15 protein-coding genes are annotated in these 20751 nt (G+C 63.9%); 7 read left to right on the top strand and 8 right to left on the bottom strand.

Annotated elements, in window-relative coordinates; translation table 11 throughout:
* Window positions 1-197: 197 nt before the first annotated feature.
* The 4 genes from purT to BTO32_RS17405 are packed head-to-tail and all read right to left on the bottom strand — an operon-like array spanning window position 198 to window position 2696.
* A complete protein-coding gene (gene purT, locus BTO32_RS17420; protein WP_076725934.1) occupies window positions 198-1394 on the bottom strand; it encodes a formate-dependent phosphoribosylglycinamide formyltransferase in 1197 nt (398 codons plus the stop codon).
* A 1-nt stretch (window position 1395) separates the two neighbouring features.
* A complete protein-coding gene (locus tag BTO32_RS17415) occupies window positions 1396-1578 on the bottom strand; it encodes a DUF1289 domain-containing protein (protein WP_076725933.1) in 183 nt (60 codons plus the stop codon).
* 1 nt (window position 1579) lies between these two features.
* On the bottom strand, window positions 1580-2107 hold the full coding sequence (locus tag BTO32_RS17410; protein WP_076725932.1) for a gamma carbonic anhydrase family protein: 528 nt from the start codon (window positions 2105-2107) through the stop codon (window positions 1580-1582).
* 1 nt (window position 2108) lies between these two features.
* Entirely contained in the window at window positions 2109-2696 is a 588-nt protein-coding gene (locus tag BTO32_RS17405) for an NUDIX hydrolase (protein ID WP_076725931.1), read from the bottom strand.
* A 95-nt stretch (window positions 2697-2791) separates the two neighbouring features.
* On the opposite strand from BTO32_RS17405, the gene BTO32_RS17400 reads away from it, so the two are divergent.
* Window positions 2792-3376 carry an NUDIX hydrolase gene (locus BTO32_RS17400; protein ID WP_076725930.1) on the top strand — a complete coding sequence of 195 codons (585 nt, stop codon included), beginning with the start codon at window positions 2792-2794 and terminating at the stop codon, window positions 3374-3376.
* Here BTO32_RS17400 and BTO32_RS17395 read toward each other — a convergent pair.
* On the bottom strand, window positions 3346-3657 hold the full coding sequence (locus tag BTO32_RS17395) for a YqfO family protein (protein ID WP_076725929.1): 312 nt from the start codon (window positions 3655-3657) through the stop codon (window positions 3346-3348). The two genes, BTO32_RS17400 and BTO32_RS17395, sit on opposite strands and share 31 nt — an antisense overlap.
* 427 nt (window positions 3658-4084) lie before the next feature.
* Entirely contained in the window at window positions 4085-7990 is a 3906-nt protein-coding gene (purL, locus tag BTO32_RS17390; protein WP_076725928.1) for a phosphoribosylformylglycinamidine synthase, read from the bottom strand.
* Between the two features lie 280 nt (window positions 7991-8270).
* Here purL and mltF point away from each other — a divergent pair, with 280 nt between their 5' ends.
* Window positions 8271-9797, top strand: coding sequence for a membrane-bound lytic murein transglycosylase MltF (gene mltF / locus BTO32_RS17385; protein ID WP_084206900.1), 1527 nt, complete (start codon window positions 8271-8273; stop codon window positions 9795-9797).
* A 6-nt stretch (window positions 9798-9803) separates the two neighbouring features.
* Here mltF and BTO32_RS17380 read toward each other — a convergent pair whose 3' ends face one another.
* Window positions 9804-10289, bottom strand: a complete 486-nt coding sequence (locus BTO32_RS17380; RefSeq protein WP_076725927.1) for a regulatory protein RecX — start codon at window positions 10287-10289, stop codon at window positions 9804-9806.
* Window positions 10290-10479: 190 nt separating this feature from the next.
* On the opposite strand from BTO32_RS17380, the gene BTO32_RS17375 reads away from it, so the two are divergent.
* The 5 genes from BTO32_RS17375 to BTO32_RS17355 all read left to right on the top strand — a co-directional run bounded on the left by BTO32_RS17375 (window position 10480) and on the right by BTO32_RS17355 (window position 19639).
* Window positions 10480-12945, top strand: coding sequence for a DUF349 domain-containing protein (locus tag BTO32_RS17375; RefSeq protein WP_076725926.1), 2466 nt, complete (start codon window positions 10480-10482; stop codon window positions 12943-12945).
* A 122-nt stretch (window positions 12946-13067) separates the two neighbouring features.
* A complete protein-coding gene (locus tag BTO32_RS17370) occupies window positions 13068-14276 on the top strand; it encodes an acetyl-CoA C-acetyltransferase (RefSeq protein WP_076725925.1) in 1209 nt (402 codons plus the stop codon).
* 27 nt (window positions 14277-14303) lie between these two features.
* Window positions 14304-16454, top strand: a complete 2151-nt coding sequence (locus BTO32_RS17365) for a 3-hydroxyacyl-CoA dehydrogenase NAD-binding domain-containing protein (RefSeq protein ID WP_076725924.1) — start codon at window positions 14304-14306, stop codon at window positions 16452-16454.
* 218 nt (window positions 16455-16672) lie between these two features.
* A complete protein-coding gene (locus tag BTO32_RS17360) occupies window positions 16673-18859 on the top strand; it encodes a carboxy terminal-processing peptidase (protein WP_076725923.1) in 2187 nt (728 codons plus the stop codon).
* 15 nt (window positions 18860-18874) lie between these two features.
* Complete coding sequence (locus tag BTO32_RS17355; RefSeq protein WP_139339140.1) at window positions 18875-19639, top strand: helix-turn-helix domain-containing protein; 765 nt, start codon at window positions 18875-18877, stop codon at window positions 19637-19639.
* On the opposite strand, the gene mtnA is transcribed toward BTO32_RS17355, so the two are convergent.
* Window positions 19628-20686, bottom strand: coding sequence for an S-methyl-5-thioribose-1-phosphate isomerase (gene mtnA, locus BTO32_RS17350; RefSeq protein ID WP_084206899.1), 1059 nt, complete (start codon window positions 20684-20686; stop codon window positions 19628-19630). The genes BTO32_RS17355 and mtnA overlap by 12 nt on opposite strands.
* Window positions 20687-20751: the final 65 nt, after the last annotated feature.

The raw sequence follows: 20751 nt of genomic DNA, 5'->3' as shown, positions 1-20751 counted from the left end.
TTTATCAACCGTTTCCCAAGAAAGTTCAAGCAGTTACCTCCCCCGGCTCCGGCCCTCAGGACCGTCCCCGTCAGAAGTGGTGCGCATTCTACAGCCCCACGGAAAACTGTCAACGGCCTGCGGGAAAAAAATTCAAAATCTTCGGTTTCCACGTAGCTGTTTGTTCAAACAAGCAGCAGATTGTGCTGTCACCCTCGTTAAAGCTCGATCTTGACCGCCGCGGCCGCCGCCCGGGCTTTCGCTCTCGCCTCTTCCAGCGTATCCGCCTTGGCCAGGGCCACGCCCATGCGCCGCCGGCCTTTCAGTTCCGGTTTGCCGAACAGCCTCAGCTGGGTGTCCAGCTCCGCCAGCGCATGCTCAAGGCCGGTATAAGCCACTTCACTGGAGTCCCCCTCCGGCAGAATCACCGCGGAGGCCGAGGGCCCCATTTGCCGAATAGCGGGAATGGGCAGCCCAAGGATGGCACGCGCGTGCAGCGCGAACTCGGAAAGATCCTGGGAGACCAGGGTAACCAGGCCAGTATCGTGGGGCCTGGGTGAGACTTCGGAGAACCAGACATCCTCGCCCTTCACAAACAGCTCCACGCCGAATACTCCGAACCCGCCCAGGTTGTCGACCACCGCACGTGCGATCTCCCGGGCGCGCTCAAGCGCCTTTGGCGCCATCGGCTGAGGCTGCCAGGATTCTCGGTAGTCGCCGTCTTCCTGACGATGACCAATCGGTTCACAGAAGGAAATGCCTCCTCGGTGGCGCACCGTCAGCAGGGTGATTTCATAATCAAAGTCCACGAACCCCTCGACGATGACGCGCCCCTTGCCGGCTCGACCGCCGGTCTGCGCATACTCCCAGGCTGCCTCGATCCCGGTGTTCGAACGAACCAAGCTCTGCCCCTTGCCAGACGAACTCATGACCGGCTTGACCACCAGTGGCAGGCCGATGGCCGCCACCGCCTCCAGGTATTCTTCCCGGGTACCGGCAAACCGGTAGGGCGACGTCGGCAGACCCAGCTCTTCCGCGGCCAGGCGCCGGATACCTTCCCGGTCCATGGTGAGATTAACCGCCCGTGCGGTGGGCACAATCCGGTACCCCTCGTCCTCGAGCTTGAGCAGCTCCGCAGTGGCGATGGCTTCGATCTCCGGCACCACCAGATCGGGCCGTTCCCGCTCGATGACCTCTCGCAGAGCCGCCGGATCCAGCATGTCGATAACGTGAGACCGGTGCGCCACCTGCATGGCCGGCGCATCGGCGTAGCGATCAACGGCAATCACCTCGACGCCATAACGCTGGAGTTCAATCACCACTTCCTTGCCCAGTTCGCCCGAGCCGCAAAAAAGCACCCGGAACGCGTTGCCTTTCAGGGGGGTTCCAATTCGGACTGTCGATGAGGTTGTCATGTCAGAGAGCCACCTTTTCTTCCCGTTTCGCCACCTCGCGCAACACCTGCCGACGTTCTTCATCGGTCATTTGGCGCCAACGCAGAATTTCATCCGCGGTTCGGTGGCAGCCGATGCACACATCCTGTTGGTCCAGGGCGCAAATACTGACACAGGGCGACCGGACCCGTTCGGAAACACTCATATCAGGGTTCACACCTCCGTAGCTGCTGCCGGTAACGGGCGGCGTTCTGAACGTAGTGCCCGGCGCTCATTTCCAGCATTTTCCGCTGAGCGTCATTCAGGGTCCGCTTGATCCGGCCAGGCGACCCAACCACCAGCGAGCCGTCAGGGATCTCCATCCCCTCGGGGATCAAGGCATTGGCGCCTATAAGGCAATGCTTGCCGATTTTCGCGCCATTCAACACCACGGCGTTGATCCCAATCAGGGAATAGTCGCCAATCTCACACCCGTGCAACATGGCCTTATGCCCCACGGTAACCCCCCGCCCCAGCGTCAGGGGAATACCGGGGTCGGTGTGCAGGATCGCACCGTCCTGGACATTGCTTTCCGGGCCGATGGTAATCAGGTCGTTGTCACCACGGATCACCACGTTGTACCAGATGCTGACGCTCTCCATCAGCTTCACGCAGCCAATGACGGTGGCGTTGTGGGCGACGAAACCGTCTTCCCCAACCGTTTCGGGGGTACGGCCATCCAGCTCGTAAAACATGTCAGGCTCCTTGAGGGGGTTCCAGCAGGTCAATGCCCGCATCGTACACAGCGTTCAGAAAATCCACCAGAACCACCGCGGACAGCCCCCAGATCTGGTAGCGCTCCCACCGGTAACAGGGCACATAGAAGGTATGATTGAGAAACGGCAGGGCGTCGGTCCGCTCGCGCCGATCCTCCAGAAAAAAGGCGATGGGCACCCGGAACACGCTTTCGATTTCGTCGGGATTCGGCGTCAGCGGATAGTCCGGTGGAATCACGCCCACATAGGGCGTCACCAGAATGCCGTAACGGGACATGACCTGACTCAGGGGGGCAACCACATCCACTTGCTCAGGCGGCAATCCAATTTCCTCGTGGGTTTCCCGCAACGCCGTCGCCACCAGCGACGGGTCGCCCGGATCCCGCTTGCCGCCCGGATAGGCCACCTGCCCCCGGTGCATCTTCAGGTTCGAGGAGCGCAGGGTGAACACCATCTCCGGATGGGCGGCGTTGTCGGTGACCGGCACCAGAACCCCCGCCTCCGGATAATCCAGGGCCAGCTGTCTTGGTGCATAACCCGTCAACCGCTCACTGAGAAAGTCGCGCAAACCTCGCCTCCTGCACAGGATACAATGTCGGATGGGACAGCGACTGCCGGTAACGTTAAACTGGTCGGAAAACTACAGAACACACGGGGAGAACCATGAAGTACTGCAGCGCCTGCGGCCATCCGGTGGAGCAGCGGATCCCGGACGGCGACAACCGGTATCGCTACGTCTGTGTCAACTGCAACACCATACATTACCAGAACCCCCGGATTGTCGCTGGTACCGTTCCCCTATGGGACGGCAAGATCCTACTCTGCCGGCGCGCCATTGAACCCAGATACGGCTATTGGACCCTACCGGCGGGTTTCATGGAAAACGCCGAAACCACCGTCGAGGCCGCGGCCAGGGAAACCCGGGAAGAAGCCCTGGCCGAGGTAAACATCGAAGGGCTGTTTTCCATCATCGACGTGCCACACATCAACCAGGTGCACATGTTCTACCGTGCCACCCTGGTCGACGGGCGCTTTGGCGCGGGCGAGGAATCCCTAGAGTCCCGACTGTTCGCCATTGAGGACATCCCCTGGGACGAACTGTCGTTTCCGACCGTGCGCAAAACGCTGGAACTGTTCCTCGAAGACCTGAAGACAGACAACTTCCAGGTCCATCTCAAGGACATCCGCCCGCCGACCGCGTCCATCCGCAGCGGCGATCAGAACGCCTCGATGCGGAACACCTCGTAGGCCGGCTCCTCGTAGGGATGAGCCTGCTTCAGGGCCCGCACCGCCTCGGCGATTCGGCTGTCCTGGCAGACCATCTCCACCTTGTATTCCGCCACCGACTCGACCTGCCCGGTTTTCCCAAGGTACGGGGTGCTGCCCGCCAGGGGTCGGAACTGCCCCTGACCCAGGCACTGCCAAGCGCAACTGTCGTAGTCGCCAATGCGACCGGCGCCGGCGTCGAACAGGGCCTGCTTGGTCTGCTCAAGGTGGGATTCGGGAACGAAGTAGCACAGCTTGTACACGCTCAACCTCCTCGTCGCTCGATCTTTTTTGCCCCTGCCAAGGGGTTAGAAACTTACCCACAGATTCTGTGGATAAGTCTGGGGAAATTTTTTGGGAACCCGCTGCCAGGCCCCGTGGTTACAGCACTTTACTCAAATTGACGACAAATTCACCCGATCATTTTTTTCTTTAATAATCAACAAGATAAAAATGTCCAGCAAATACTGAACTGACATCCCGGTTTTTGCGCATAGCGCAGCCAGGGAAGCACAATAAGTGTGCATAAAATCGCTGCTTCAAGGAAACACAGGGAATAATTCCACCCGTCTGACACCCTCCGCTGCCCCGAAAGAACGCACTCGGGATTGAAAAAAACCGGCGTCGGGAACCACGGAGCCACCCGTACGTCCCGACACCGGTTTCTCATGCCATCAGGGCCGGACCGGATCAGCCCAGCCAGCGCCGGGCGTTCCGGAACATCCGCATCCAGGGGCCATCCTCCTGCCACTCATCCGGACGCCACGAATACTGCACCGCCCGGAACACCCGCTCCGGATGGGGCATCATGATGGTGACCCGGCCATCGCGGGTGGTCACACCCGTAATACCGGCCTCCGATCCGTTGGGGTTGTAAGGATACCGAGTGGTCACCCGCCCCCGGTTGTCGACGTAGCGCAGCGCCACCAGCTCATTTTCCGCCAGGGCCGCGGCGGAGGCACCGGCACCGAACTCCACACGCCCCTCACCATGGGCAACCGCAATCGGCATCCGGGATCCGGCCATGCCGTCCAGGAAGGCCGATGGCGACGACGTCACCTCCACCATCACCAACCGGGCCTCGAACTGTTCGGACTGATTGCGGACGAACCGCGGCCAGCCTTCGCTGCCCGGAATCAGCTCATGGAGGTTGGACAGCATCTGGCAGCCGTTGCACACACCCAGAGCCAATGTGTCCTGGCGGTTGAAGAAGCCGGCGAACTGATCACGCAGGCGATCACTGAACAGTATGGTCTTAGCCCAGCCCTCGCCAGCCCCGAGCACATCGCCATAGGAGAAGCCGCCACAGGCCACCAGGGTCTGGAAGCTGTCGAGGGTCACTCGCCCGGACAACAGATCGCTCATGTGCACGTCCACCGCCTCGAAGCCGGCGCGGTCGAAGGCCGCGGCCATTTCCACCTGACCATTGACGCCCTGCTCCCTCAGCACCGCGACCCTGGGCCGGGCTCCGGTGTGGATGAACGGAGCCGCCACATCCTCGTTCAGATCGAAGGTCAGTGCCGCATGCAGCCCCGGGTCATCCTGATCCAGCAGGTTGTCGAATTCCTCCTGGGCACAATCGGCGTTGTCCCGCAGCGACTGGATACGGTAGCTGGTTTCCGCCCACAGGCGCTGCAGATCGGTCCGGGATTCGTCCACCACGGTGCGGCCGTCGAAAGTCAGGCGCAGGCGATCGTCGTCGTTCAGGGTTCCGATTACGCTGATGTGGTCACCAAGTCCGGCAGCGGAGAACTGGCCCAGCACGAAACCGGTGTCTTCCTGGCGAACTTGGATCACCGCGCCCAGCTCCTCATTGAACAGCTCCCGGGCGAACTGCGACGGGTCTTCAGCCAGCACGTCAAGCTTGATGTCGACGCCGGTGCGACCGGCAAAGCACATTTCCACCAGGGTGACAAACAGACCGCCATCGGAACGATCGTGATAGGCCAGCAGCTTGCCGTCGCCATTCAGGCCCTGGATGACTGCGAAGAACGCCTTGATGTCCTCGGGGTCGTCCAGATCCGGCGCCACGGCCCCCACCTGACCATACACCTGGGCCAGCGCCGAACCACCCAGGCGGTTCTGGCCGGCGGCCAGATCGATCAGGATCAGATCGGTGTCACCGGCGTCGGTCCGCAGCTGCGGCGTGAGTGTCCGGGCCACGTCGGTCACCGGCGCGAAACCGCTGACAATCAGCGACAACGGCGCAGTGACGCTCTTCTGCTCGCCGTTGTCCTCTTCCCAGGTGGTTTTCATGGACATCGAGTCCTTGCCCACCGGAATGGTGATTCCCAGCGCCGGACACAGCTCCATGCCTACGGCACGAACGGTCTCGTACAGATTCTCGTCCTCCCCCGGGTGGCCGGCCGCAGCCATCCAGTTGGCGGACAGGCGGATATCGGACAGGCTGGCGATCGGCGCGGCGGCCAGGTTGGTAATCACTTCACCAACCGCCATACGACCGGACGCCGGCGCATCGATGACCGCCACCGGTGTCCGCTCGCCCATGGCCATGGCCTCACCGGTACGCACGTCAAACGACGTGGCGGTCACCGCCACGTCACTGACCGGCACCTGCCAGGGGCCCACCATCTGATCCCGGGCCACCAGGCCGGTGATGGTCCGGTCGCCGATGGTGATCAGGAAACTCTTGGAACCCACCGACGGCAACCGCAGCACTCGGCGGATGGCATCGTTCAGATCAACCTGGGTGGAGTCGAAGATGGGCTTGGTGAACGACGCCCGGTGTATGCTGCGATGCATGCGCGGCGGCTTGCCGAACAGGACATCCATCGGCAGATCCACCGGTTTGTCGTTGAAGTAGGAATCGCTCAGTTCCAGATGATGACTTTCCGTCGCCTCGCCGATCACCGCATAGGGGCAGCGCTCACGGCGGCACAGCGCGTCGAACCGTTCCATGTTTTCCGGGGCGACCGCCAGCACATACCGCTCCTGGGACTCGTTACACCAAATCTCCAGCGGCGACATGCCGGGCTCGTCACAGGGAATGTCCCGCAGCTCGAACTTGCCGCCACGGCCGCCATCCTTGACCAGCTCCGGCATGGCATTGGACAGACCGCCGGCACCGACATCATGGATGAAGCAAATCGGGTTCCGGTCCCCCATCTGCCAACAGCGGTCGATCACCTCCTGGCAACGGCGCTCCATCTCCGGATTGTCCCGCTGGACCGAGGCAAAATCCAGGTCCTCGTGGCTGGACCCGGAGTCCATGGACGACGCAGCGCCACCGCCAAGGCCAATCAGCATTGACGGGCCACCCAGCACGATCAGCTTAGCGCCCACCGGAATGTTGCCTTTCTCGACGTGCTGCTCACGGATATTGCCCATGCCGCCGGCGATCATGATCGGCTTATGATAGCCGCGCACTTCCTCGCCGGCCGGGCCGGGCACTTTCGCCTCAAAGGTCCGGAAATAGCCGGCCAGGTTGGGCCGGCCGAACTCGTTGTTAAAGGATGCACCGCCGATCGGACCCTCGATCATGATGTCCAGGGCGGAGGCAATCCGCTCGGGCTTGCCGTAATCGATTTCCCAGGGCTGCGGATCGTCGGGCAGCTTCAGGTTGGAAACGGTGAACCCGGTAAGGCCCGCTTTCGGTTTGGCGCCACGGCCGGTGGCACCCTCGTCGCGGATCTCGCCACCGGCGCCGGTCGAGGAACCTTCGGCGGGTGCAATCGCGGTCGGGTGGTTGTGGGTTTCCACCTTCATGAGGATATGGATGTCTTCCTCATTGTATCGGTAGACCCCCGTTTCCGGGTCCGGGAAGAAACGACCGCCCCGGCTGCCGCGAATCACCGCAGCATTGTCCTTGTAGGCGGACAGGATGCCCTCGTTGTGCATCTCGTAGGTATTGCGGATCATCGCGAACAGCGACTTATCCTGGCCTTCGCCGTCGATATCCCAGCTGGCGTTGAAAATCTTGTGCCGGCAGTGTTCGGAGTTGGCCTGGGCGAACATCATCAGCTCAACGTCGGTGGGATCGCGCCGGAGGTCCGTGAACGCCTTCACCAGGTAGTCGATCTCGTCGTCGGCCAGGGCCAGCCCCAGGGAACGGTTGGCCGCCACCAGGGCATCACGGCCGCCCTCCAGCACCGGCACACGGCCCAGGGGGCGCGGTTCCTCATGGCGAAACAGGAGCTCGGCTCCCCCCATTTCGTGGAACACCTTCTGGGTCATCCGGTCATGCAGCAGGGAAGCGATGCGCTCCCGCTGTTCCAGGCCCAGCTTCTTGCTGGCACGCACGTAGTAGGCGATGCCGCGCTCAATGCGTTGAATCTGCTTGAGCCCGCAGTTACGGGCGATATCCGTCGCCTTGCTCGACCAGGGCGACAAGGTACCGGGCCGTGGCACCACCAGGAACAGGACGCCGTCCGGCTCTTCCACCGGCACGCTGGGGCCGTAGGTCAGCAAACGGTCCAGAGTGGCCTGTTCCGCGTCGGAAAGGCCGGACTCCAAATCCACAAAGTGCATGAACTCTGCATACACATGCTCTACTTCAGGAACCGCGTCCTGAAGGCGGGAATGCAGTTTGCGGGAGCGGAAGGGCGAGAGCGCGGGTGCGCCGCGAAGTTCAAGCATGCTATCAAACCTGTAATCGCGCGAAAGGAGGAAATCCGGGTGCTTTGAAAAGCCGCAATGATACTTGAAAGCGGAGCCGGGATACAGCCGGACGGGGACCGCCGCCCGGACCAATTGACATTGTTTTGCACATTAATTGAGCAGATTTATTGACCGGGGCGGCATGCCCGGAGATCATAGGAAAGCGCCGGCAAGGGAGGCCGCGCCAGCATGACGAAGGATCACGCGGGAAGTACATGAGCGTGCCTGGCTGACCCAGCTGTCTACGGAGATCAGGGATTTGTCGAAAAAAGTGTTTCGTTCCTGCGTCCGGCCCTGGCGGGCGGCGCTGTTTCTTGGCACGGCCCTGGTCCTGACCGGATGTTCGCGCCCCAGCACTCTACAGGAAATCCGCAACGAAGGCGTCCTGCACGTCATCGCCCGGCTGGCTCCCTCCATCTATCACGAGGGCCGGGACGGGCCCACCGGTTATGACTACGAGCTGGCCCAGCACTTGGCGGATGAGCTGGGCGTGGAACTGCGCGTCCGGGTAGCCGAGGACAACACCGAGATCCTGTCCGTACTGGACCGCAACTACGCCCACATTGGCATGGCGGGGCTCTCCCTGCAGCCCGGGTTCGAGGAGCGCTACCGAGCCCTTCCCACCGGCATCGAGGCTCAGTCGGTGGTGGTCTATCACCGCGATCTGGCGCGTCCTGAGTCCATCGACGCCCTGTCGGGCCAGGTGCTTCACCTGGTGGCAGACAGCGATCACGAGTCCCCGTTGTCCAGTTTGGTCCAGCAGGGGCACGCTCTGACCTGGGAAGTCCATCCCCGGCTGGACGCCGCCGGCATCCTGGCTCGGGTCGAAAGCGGCGAATTCTCCTACGCCGTGGTGTCCTCCAATGAGCTGGAACTCAACCACGTCTTCTACCCCCACGTCAAAGAAGCCTTCGCCCTTGGCGAGCCCAGGGAGCTGGTGTGGCTGTTCCCGAAGCAGCAGGACCCGACCCTGTACCGCGCCGCCGCCTCTCTTTTGGCCCGACTCAAGGACGACGGCGTCCTGGCACAGCTGTCCGAACGCTTTTACGGCCATCTGGACCAGCTCAACTACGTTGGTGCCCGCACCTTCATGCACCATGTCCGGAATCGCCTACCCAAGTACGAGGCCCTGTTCAAGGAGCACGCCGCGCGTTTTGGCATGGACTGGCGGCTGTTGGCCGCCATCGGCTATCAGGAGTCCCACTGGCGCCCGAACGCAGTATCGCCCACTGGCGTGCGGGGGCTGATGATGCTGACCCGGACCACCGCCAGCCACATCGGCATCAACAACCGGTTGGACGCCAGTGAAAGCATTCTGGGGGGCGCCAAGTACCTGCAAATGGTGTATCGGAAAATTCCCAAGCGAATCCCGGAACCCGACCGCACTTGGTTTGCCCTGGCGTCCTACAACGTGGGATTCGGTCACCTCGAAGATGCCCGTCGGCTCACCGAACAGGCGGGCAAGGATCCGGACCGCTGGATGGACGTGAAAGAGTTCCTGCCGTTGCTGGCCCAAAAGGAGTGGTACAGCCGGACCCGGTTCGGCTACGCCCGGGGCCACGAGCCGGTGATCTACGTGCAGAACATCCGCCGTTACTACGATGTCCTGTCCCGGATCACGGAAACCGCCCCGGACGACACCGGGGAGCTGCCCCAGTTCGCCAGCCTGGAAACCGAGACCTCAGCCGCCGCCGACACCGAAGCGGCACCGGAGCAGCTGGCGGAAGCCCCCAGCCTCGGCAGCCCGCTGCCAGACGACCTCAGCTTCATCCCACCGACACTCTAGCCGTGATCAGCCGTCGGTTTCGTCCCGACGAACCACCGACAGCGCCTGCTCGATCTGCTCATGACTGAATCCGCGGCGACTCAGAAAGCGGGCCTGGCGCGTTTTCTCCGGCCAGTCGTCACCGAGGTCCGACAGGCCAAAACGGCGCTCGCGCAGTGCCACGGCCCGCCGCCGCCAATCCGCCTCCGTCATCGCCGCCAGGCAGTCGGGGCTATGATGCACCCCCCGCTGCTGCAATTCTCCCAGAATCCGCACCGGACCGTACCCCTGTTCCAGCCGCTGCCGGGCATACATGTCAGCGAAGCGGCGGTCGTCCAGCCAGCCGCGGGCCTCGCAGTCATCCAGTACCTGCTCGATCCGCTCCGGATCGAAGCGCCGCTGGCGAAGCTTGAGGGTCAGTTCCAGGCGACTGTGTTCGCGTCGCGCCAACAGGCGCAGGGCCGTGGCCTCGAGTTTCTGCCCCTGGTCGTCATGATTTTCCTGTTTTGACATTCCGCCCCTTTCCGCAAACGTATTCAAAACGCTAGACTAGCCCCGTTTTTTTCACACGACGGCAGTGTCGCCGGCCATCCCGCCGCCACCGCCGAAGCCCGTACCCGGCTGCCCGCAGCCGACGACCGGTGGCAACGGCGCGCACTGTGCCCGACACCGAGGACTGGTTCAATCCCAAAGGACATCGTTCATGGCCGCATTTATCCAGAAACTGTTCAAATCCCGCAAGTCGTCCCCAACTCAGGACCTGCCTCGCCACCAACCCCCTGCCCACGACGGTGAGGAAAGCGGGGAAGATCCCCGGGCCGAGCAGCGGGAACGACAGCGCCGGGTCCTGGCCGGCGAGGCACCGGAGCAGACACTGGCACAACTGGCCATTGAGGGCATCACCGCGGAGATTCGACTGGAAGCCGCCAGACGCCTGACGTCTCAGGGGGTGCTGACGGACGTGATGAAACACAGCAAGGGTCGCGACAAAGGGGTCTATCAGATCGTCAAACACGCCCTCCAGACCCTCAAGGAAGAAGCGCAACGCCAGGAAGCCATCGCAAACACCATCCGCACCCTCATCGCCAGCGCCGAAGACCAAGCCCGAAGCGAAGACACCACACTCTACCAGGCGCGCCTGGACGCTCTGCTCAACCAATGGCATGCGGTCGAAGCTCAGGCCAGCGCGGAGCAGTCCCAACGCTTCCTCGAAGCCGTTCACCGGTGCCGGCAGCGCCTCCAGGACATTGAGGCCGAGCAGCAGGAAGCCCTGCGCCACGACGAGCAGCGGCGGCAGCGCCAAGAAACCCTCGCCCTTTTGGCCGAAACCCTGGACGGACTGACCGCTCCCGGCGACACTCCCCAACCGTCCGTCTCCGCCCTCGACGCCCTGCTCCGGACCCAGGAAAACCGCTGGCTGGAGGCCACCCGGGACACCGACGTCACGCGTCAGGAACAGAAATCCTACGAAGCCCGCATGCTGGCCCTGCGCAACTACCTGGCCGCCCTGCGTCGCCTGGCCCAGGCCAGGGAGTCCATCGAACAGCTGCTGGCGGCCGAGGCCGCCGCCTCGGACACCGTAGACCGACACGAACAGGCCCGCACCCTGCTTCAAGAGCTGGCCTGGCCGGCCCCCTTCCCGCTGCCGCCGCAGCTGACCCAACTCCGGAAACTGACCGGCAAGCGTCCGGAGCCCCAGCTGCGGGACCGTGCCGATCAGGCCGAGCAGGCCCAGAGCGCGGCGGCACTGAAGACCACCCTGGACCAGCTCCAGTCTGCACTCGACGCCAAGCAGTTCCGGGAGTCCAAACAGCTGCTGAAAACGGCCCAGCACCTGTTCAAGGCTCTGGACGAATCCCACGGCAAACGCTTCCAGGCCCGGCTGCAACTGCTCACCGGCCAGTTCCGGGAGCTCAGCGACTGGCAGGGCTTCGTGACCGAGCCCAAGCAAATTGCCCTGTGCGAACAGATGGAATACCTGGCGGAACAACCCATGGAACCCGAAGCCAAGGCCGAACGCATCAAGGAGTTGCAGAACGAATGGCGGGCACTGGGCGGTTCCTCCGACCGGACCCTGTGGACCCGATTCAAGACCGCGTCGGACCGGGCCTTCGAGCCCTGCAAAGCCTATTTCGAGGCCAAGACCGACCTGAAGCAGGCCAACCTGGACAAGCGCCAGGCGATCTGCCAGCAGCTCCAGACGTTTCTGGACAACGCAGACTGGAACAGCATCGACTGGAAAGGTGTCGAGCGCATCCACCAGACCGCCCGCCAAGAGTGGAAGGAGGCCTGGCCGGTCGACTTCCGGGAAAACCGCCCCCTGCAGAAACGCTTCGATGCCCTGCTGCGGGCGCTGGAGAAACCGCTGGACGAAGAGCGTGCCCGTAACGAGGCTCAGAAACGGGCCATCGTCGAACGGGCCCGGGCGCTCATTGATCACGAGCCTCTGCAGGAGGCCATGAACGAGGCCAAGTCACTGCAGGCGGAGTGGAAGTCCATCGGCATCACGCGACACCGGGAAGACCGCAAATTGTGGCAGGCTTTCCGACAGGCCTGTGACCAGATTTTTGCCCGCCGGGACGCCCGGAACCAAGCCCGTCAGCAAGCCACCGAGGCGGCGGACCGGGCCGCCGGCGAACGGCTCCGGGAAAGCGCCGGAATCACCGAGACGGCCGCCGCCCCGACCCTGGCCGAGGCCTTGGCCAGACTGGACAGCCTGGATCTGAGCCAGCTTTCCGCCCCGGTCCGGGAACGCGTCGTAGCCGAGAAACAGCGGCTGGCCAAGGCTCAGCGGCAACGCCAACTGGCGGACACCGTCGACCACTGGCGCACCCTAATTGCCGCCAGCGCCAATGGCGGTATCGCGCCGGAGCAGATTCCGGATCACTGGCGTGAGCGGATCGACGGCCAGCCAGCCTTCTCCGGCCGGGAACTGGTTATCCGCGCGGAAATCCTGGCCGGGGTCGACTCCCCGGAGAGCGACCAGCAGCAACGCATGGAAATCCAGGTCAAACGCCTGGCCGAAGGGCTTGGGCAGGGGGAGAAACGCGACGATCCCCTGGCGGAACTGGAACTGCTGGTAGCGCAATGGTGCCTGAACGCCCACACCACCGCGGAACCTGGACTCGCGGACCGTCTGGCTTCGGCCCTCGGCAAAGCCCGCGGCTGACCCCACCCGCGGCCTGAGCAGTTTCGTCAATCCGATTGGCAGGCCGCGTCATTACCCCCGTACCGCCTTCGGGGCTAAGGTTAAGTCCTCGTATCCATAGCAACAACAACCCGAGGACAGCCATGGCCACCGAAGCCTTCATCTTCGATGCGGTCCGTACCCCGCGCGGACGCGGCAAGAAGGACGGCGCGCTGCACAGCGTCAAACCCATCACCCTGCTCACCACGGTGCTCGGCGCCCTGCGCGAACGCAACCATCTGAACACCGCGGACGTGGACGACATTGTCATGGGCTGCGTCACCGCCGTTGGCGACCAGGGCGCTGACATCGCCAAGACGGCGGCACTGGCGGCGGACTGGGACGAATCGGTGGCGGGCGTAACCCTGAACCGGTTCTGCGCCTCCGGACTGGAAGCGGTGAATCTGGCCGCCATGAAAATCCGCTCCGGCTGGGAGGATCTGGTGGTGGCCGGGGGCGTCGAGTCCATGTCACGGGTACCCATGGGCTCAGACGGCGGTGCCTGGGCCACCGATCCAGCCACCAACCTGCACACCGGCTTCATGCCCCAGGGCATTGGCGCGGACCTGATCGCCACACTGGAAGGTTTCAGCCGGGAAGATGTGGACCGGTTCGCCGTCCGCTCCCAGCAGAAGGCTGCCCATGCTTGGGAACAGGGCCTGTTCGCCCGTTCCATCGTGCCGGTGAAGGACCAGAACGGCGTGACCATCCTGGAGCGGGACGAGCATGTGCGGGGGGACACCACGCTGGCGACCCTGGCCACCCTCAAACCGTCCTTCCAAGCCATCGGCGACATGGGATTCGACGGCGTTGCCCGGGAAAAATACCACTACGTGGAAAAGATCCACCACGTGCACCACGCCGGCAATTCCTCCGGCATTGTCGACGGCGCGACCGCACTGCTGATCGGCAGTGCGGCCAAGGGCCGAGCCCTGGGCCTGACGCCCCGCGCCCGTATCGTGGCCAGCGCGGTCACGGGTACCGATCCGACCATCATGCTTACCGGCCCGGCGCCCGCCACCCGCAAGGCACTGGACAAAGCCGGCCTAACCGTTGACCAGATCGACCTGTTCGAGGTCAACGAAGCCTTCGCCTCCGTGGTGATGCGCTTTCAGCGGGAACTCCAGGTGCCGGACGAGAAAGTGAACGTCAACGGCGGTGCCATTGCCATGGGCCACCCGCTGGGCGCCACCGGCGCCATGATCCTGGGCACCTTGCTGGATGAGCTGGAGCGGCGACAGCTGCGCTACGGCCTGGCCACCCTGTGTGTCGGTGGCGGCATGGGTATCGCCACCCTCATCGAACGGGTCTGAACCCACCCCCAGACAAGGAGCACCCCCATGAGCGCGATCCGTTACACCCTGGGTTCCGACCAGATCCTGACCCTCACCCTAGACATGCCCGGACAATCCACCAACACCATGAACGCCGAGTTCCGGGCCGCGCTGAGCGACACCGTGCGCCGTATCCGGGACGACTTGGCGGAGATCCGGGGCATCATCCTCACCTCCGCCAAGGCGACGTTTTTCGCCGGCGGCGATCTGAACGAACTGCATCGGGTCACCCGGGATCAGGCCGAGGCGTTCGAGGCTATGGTCAATGCCCTCAAGGCCGACCTGCGCGCCCTGGAAACCTGTGGCAAACCCGTGGTTGCCGCCATCAACGGCAGCGCCCTGGGCGGCGGCCTTGAGCTCGCCCTGGCCTGCCATCACCGGGTAGCCCTGGACGATGACCGCATCCAGCTGGGCCTGCCAGAAGTCACCCTCGGGCTGCTGCCCGGAGGCGGAGGCACCCAGCGGCTGCCGAGGATGATCGGCCTGGAAGCGGCTTTCCCATACCTGATGGAAGGCCGGAAGGTCAGCCCCAAAGCGGCACACAAAGCCGGCCTCGTGGATGCCCTGGCCGCCACACCCGAAGCCCTGGTGACGCAGGCCCGGGCCTTTATCGAGGCCACTCCCGAATGCCGGCAGCCCTGGGACCGCAAGGATTTCAGATTCCCGGGGGGCGGGCCGGGGCACCCGGCCATGGCCCAGAAACTGGCCATCGCCCCGGCCATGCTGCGGCAAAAAACCCACGGTTGCTACCCGGCGCCGGAACGCATCCTGGCCGCCGCCGTGGAAGGGGCCCAGGTGGACTTCGACAATGGCAGCCGGATCGAGACCCGGTATTTCACCGAGCTGGTGACCGGCCAGGTAGCCAAGAACATGACCGGTACTTTCTGGTTCCAGCTCAACGCCCTCAAGGCGGGCCACAGCCGCCCGCGGGACATCCCCCGGGCCCGGCTCGCCAAGGTTGGCATTCTCGGGGCCGGCATGATGGGCGCCGGTATCGCCCATGCCACCGCGACCCAAGGCATCGAGGTGGTGCTGAAGGACCTCAGCCTGGCTCAGGCCGAACGGGGCAAGGCGCACTCCGGCGCCCTACTGGACCACGCCGTCCGCCGGGGGCGCCTGGACGAGGCCGGCAAGGCCGAGGTACTCAGCCGGATCCAGCCGACCGACACCGCGGAGGACCTGAGCGGTTGCGAGCTGATCATCGAAGCGGTGTTCGAAGACGGTGATCTGAAAGCGTCGGTCACCCGGGAAGCCGAACCCTACCTGGCGAGCGGTGGCCTGTTCGCCTCCAACACCTCCACCATTCCCATCACCCAGCTGGCTCGGGCATCCGCCCGCCCCGACCACTTCATCGGGCTGCATTTCTTCTCGCCGGTGGACAAGATGCAGCTGGTGGAGATCATCGTCGGTGAACAAACGTCCGAGGAAACCCTGGCCCGGGCATTCGATTTCGTTCAGCAGATCGGCAAAATCCCCATTGTGGTGAACGACAGCCGCGGCTTCTTTACCTCCCGGGTGTTCGGCACCTACGTGAACGAAGGCATCGCCATGCTGGGCGAGGGACTGCACCCCGCCAGCATCGAGCACGCCGGCCAGCTGGCGGGCATGCCGGTGGGGCCGCTGGCGGTCTCCGATGAAGTCAGCCTGACCCTACTGCAGCATGTACGGAACCAGAGCCGAAAGGACCTCGAACGCAACGGACAACGCTGGCACCCCCACCCGGCCGAACCCCTCATCGACCGGATGGTGGATGGCTTCGGCCGCAAGGGCAAAGCCGCCGGGGGCGGGTTCTACGAGTACCCGAACAACGGTCGCAAGTTTTTGTGGCCGGAACTGGCGGCCCATTTCGTGAACCCCGGAAAAGCCCGGGCGGCGGCACTGGCTGATCTGAAGGACCGGCTGCTGTTCATCCAGGCCATCGAAACACTCCGCTGCCTGGAAGAGGGGGTGCTGCGGAGCGTCGAAGACGCCAACATCGGCTCCATTTTCGGCCTCGGTTTCGCCCCCTGGACCGGCGGCGCCGTGCAGTTTGTCAACCAGTACGGCGTCCGGGCCTTCGCCGAGCGTGCCCGGGAACTGGCTGAGCGCCATGGCGAACGCTTCACCCCGCCAGCCCTGCTGCTGGCGCAGGCCGAACGCTCCGAACCGTTCGTCTGACCCCGGCCGGAGGCGTTCCCACGCCTCCGTTCCCGCCCTCTTTCCGCGTGGTTTCGGCGCCGGTTCGACCTGACACTATCATGGACAGATTGTCACGAAGCGATACGTCCAGCCTATGGCAACGGCTGGTACGCTTGCCTACAATAATTTCATCGCTCACGGGAAGCCCACGGTCGTACGGTCCCTTCCGCTTCCCCAGCACCCTCAGGTAATCACGTATGTCCATTGCGGAAAGAATGATGTCCCGTCGCTCCCTCTCCAGCCCCCGAGTTTCCAGCCCCCGAGCCGGCGTCCTGTGCCGGGCTCTCACCGTCGCCTTGCTGTTCACCACACCCATGGGGCTGCAGGCCAAGATCGACGACACCCTGCACTATGAACCGGTGGCCCCCACCATCGAGCAGGCCCCGGCCAACATTCTGATCGCCCGACAGCTGCAGTTCACTCATTTTCGGGATCTCCAGATCAATGACGAACTGTCGAGCGACGTGTTCTACACCTATCTGGATTACCTGGACGGCCAGCGGATCTACCTGACCCAACAGGACATCAAGCGCTTCGACCGCATCAAGCACCAGCTGGGCTCGGCACTGAAAACCGGGCAACTGCAACCCGCGTTCGACATCTACAATCTGGTGCAGCAGCGCATCATCGAACGCCTGGAGTTCGCCCTGTCGGTGATCGATCAGGGCATTGACACTCTCGATTTTTCCAAGGACGAGAGCATTCTGCTGGACCGATCCAAGGCGGATTGGGAGCCGGATACCGCCGCCCTCGACCAGCTGTGGATTCGCCGCATCAAGAATGCCGTGCTTGCCCAGCGCCTCAACGGCACCGATGACGACACCATCACCGAGAACCTGCGCCGGCGCTACGAGGGGCAGCTCAAGCGAGCCTACCAGGCCCGCAGCGAGGACGCCTTCCAGGCCTACATGAACGCCTTCGCCGGCATGTGGGATCCGCACACCTCCTATTTCTCGCCCCGCACCTCGGAAAACTTCAACATCAACATGAGTCTGTCCCTGGAGGGCATCGGCGCGGTCCTGCAATCGGACAACGAATACACCAAGGTGGTGCGCCTGGTGCCCGGCGGACCGGCCGCCAAACAAGGCCAGCTGCAACCGGCGGACCGCATTGTCGCCGTCGGCCAGGAAGGCGAGGCTCCGGTCAACGTGATCGGCTGGCGCCTGGACGAGGTGGTGGACCTGATCCGGGGCCCGAGGGATTCCACGGTGACCCTGGAGGTGATTCCCGCCAATGCCTCCGACGAAACCATGACCAAGACCATCGCCATCAAGCGTGACGAGGTCAAACTCGAGGAGCAGAGCGCCTCCAAGGACGTCATTCACATTGACCGGAACGGCCGGGATTACACCATCGGCGTAATCACCATTCCCACCTTCTACGCCGATTTCCAGGCCATGCAGGCGGGCGACCCCAACTACAAGAGCACCACCCGGGACGTACGCAAACTCATTGCGGAGCTGAAACAGGAAGGCATTCAGGGCCTGGTGATCGACCTGCGCAACAACGGGGGGGGTGCCCTGCATGAAGCCAATGACCTGGTAGGCCTGTTCATCGAGGACGGCCCCACGGTCCAGATCCGCAACGCCAACAACGACGTGCAGGTCCTGAATGACGACGACCCCTCGGTGGCCTACGACGGACCGCTGGTGGTACTGGTCAACCGCATGAGCGCCTCGGCCTCCGAAATCTTCGCCGGCGCGATCCAGGACTATGGCCGGGGCCTGGTGGTGGGCTCCCAGACCTTCGGCAAGGGCACGGTACAGGCAGTGCGACCGCTGAACCATGGCCAGCTGAAGATCACCCAGTCCAAGTTCTATCGGGTATCCGGCGGCTCCACCCAGCACAAAGGCGTGATTCCCGACATCGAAATTCCCTCCCGCATCGACAAGACACGCATCGGCGAGGATGCCCTGGAGCACGCCCTGCCCTGGGACCAGATCGAGGCCGTGCCCCACACCCGTTATTTCGATTTCAGCGCGATCATTGGCGAGCTGCGCAAGCGTCACGAAGAACGTTTTGCCGCCAGCCCGGAATTCCGGCTGTTGCAGCGGGAGATCGAGTTCTTGGAACAGCAGCGGCAGATGGAAACCGTCAGCCTCAACTACGAAAAACGTAAGGCCGAGCACGACCGCATCGAAACGGTCCGCCTCAGCATCGCCAACGCCCGCCGGGAACTGCGGGGCGAGCCACCGTTCAAGTCCCTGGAGGAGCTGGATGAGTGGCAGGACGCCCAGGCAGCGGACCTGAACACCACCGACGAGGAACTGGACTTCATCATCCGTGAGGGGGGTCAGATCATGGCTGACATGCTGGACCTGGACAAGCGCATGGCATCGATTCTCGAGCCCCGGCAACTGGCGGCCCAGGCCAGCCCCCAATAACCGGCCACGGCCACCATGACCGCGTCCCGGGAGCCGGGCAGCACCGAACCGGCCAATGCCCGAGAAATCCGGGCAATGCTGCTGGATGCCCTGCACGCGATGCAGTCTCTGGATATGGCCGAACGGGCAACGACCTCCGGTGAGGCTCCGGAGTCTCTGGTCGAACGCCTGCTCCAGCTCCCCGGCTCCATGTGGCGCCTGGGCCTGCGAGCCACCGATACCTCGTTACGGGTCGGCCGCGCGCTGGTCCGATCCCAGGATCAGTTGCGCGCCATGCTGCTCGCGGGCCAGTCCCTGAAGGACATCCGCGAAGTGGCCGGGTTGACCCTGGCAGAAATGAGCGAGGCGCTGAACCTGAAGGATAAATCGGTGCTGGAGGCCATCGAAAACGGCACCGCCACCCTTTCCTTCGAACTGATCCTCCGGCTGGCGGCGCTGATCGCCCGCAATGATCCCATTCCGTTCATTCTTCGTACCACCCGCAACTACAACCCGGACGTGTGGCGGATCCTGGACGACTGGGGCATCGGCAAGCTGCCGCTGCAGTTCGAGCGGGAGCGGGAGTTCATCAACATTTTCCGCAGCCACGACGACGCCCGGAACCTGTCGGATGAGGGATTCCGGCGGGTGCTGGAGTTCACCCGCCAGAGCTTCGAGATGTCACTGCACTTCGTTGAGGAACAGGAGCGGCAGGTGCGGGAACTGCGCCAACAGCTCACCGACCTCGAACCCGGCCCCGGACGGAGCCCGCGAAAATCCGGCGGGAAATCAGCCAAATAGCGCCCGCATCCCAGCCTCCCCCGGCTGACGGACCACACCCTTCTCGGTGACGATGACGTCGATCAGGTGTGCCGGCGTCACATCGAACACCGGGTTGTAGACCGGCACGTCCGCCGGCGCCAGGGCCATGCCCCGGATTTCCCGGACCTCGGAGCCCTCCCGCTCCTCGATCGGAATGTCCGAACCACGGGCCAGCGACATGTCCACGGTACTCGACGGGGCCACCACCATGAACCGCACACCATGGTGGCGCGCCAGTACCGCCAAGCTGTAGGTGCCGATCTTGTTTGCCACGTCGCCGTTGGCGGTGATCCGGTCCGCGCCCACCACCACCCAGCTGACCTGCCCGCGCGCCAGAATCGAGGCTGCGGCACCGTCGGCATTCAACACCACGGGCAGGCCGTCCCGCGCCAGCTCCCAGGCGGTCAGCCGGCTGCCCTGCAGCCAGGGCCGGGTTTCATCCGCGTAGACACGGGCCAGCTTGCCAGCCTCATGGAGGCGGCGGACCACCCCCAGGGCGGTACCATAGCCACCGGTGGCCAGGGCGCCGGTGTTGCAGTGGGTCAGCACCTCCAGCGGGGCCTCCGGGGCCATCACCGCCAGCGCCTGGTCGGCCATGGTCAGATTGGCCTGCAGGTCTTCCCGGTGGATGCTCTCCGCCTCGGCGGCGAGGCGCGCCACCGCCTCCTCCCGGGAGGCGCAGGCTTCAAATACCCGCTCCATCCGCTGTAACGCCCAGAACAGGTTAACCGCCGTCGGCCGCGACTCGGCCAGCGCCCGCAGTGCGTGCCGGATCTCGCCACGCCAGTCGGCCCCGGCATGACGCGCCGCCAGCGCCACTCCATAGGCGGCGCTGATACCAATGGCCGGCGCGCCTCGCACCACCATGTCACGGATGCACTGGGCCACGCGGGCTGCACCCTCCGCCGTCATCCAGCGTTCCTCCGCCGGCAGCAGACGCTGGTCAAGCAGTGCCAGGGACTGGCCATCCCAGCGCAGGGCCACGGTGCCGATGTTGCGCCCGGTTGCTTCAGATTCATTCGCCATGCTTGGCAACTCCCGTTCGTGTTCACCGAAAAGCGGCAGTATACCGACGAAGCTGCCGGCCGTGA

Origin of the sequence: Marinobacter lutaoensis, from assembly GCF_001981305.1 — a bacterium.
GTDB classification, from domain to species: domain Bacteria; phylum Pseudomonadota; class Gammaproteobacteria; order Pseudomonadales; family Oleiphilaceae; genus Marinobacter; species Marinobacter lutaoensis.
The sequence above is the reverse complement of the archived record's forward strand: the minus strand, read 5'-3'. Positions and strand labels throughout refer to the sequence as shown.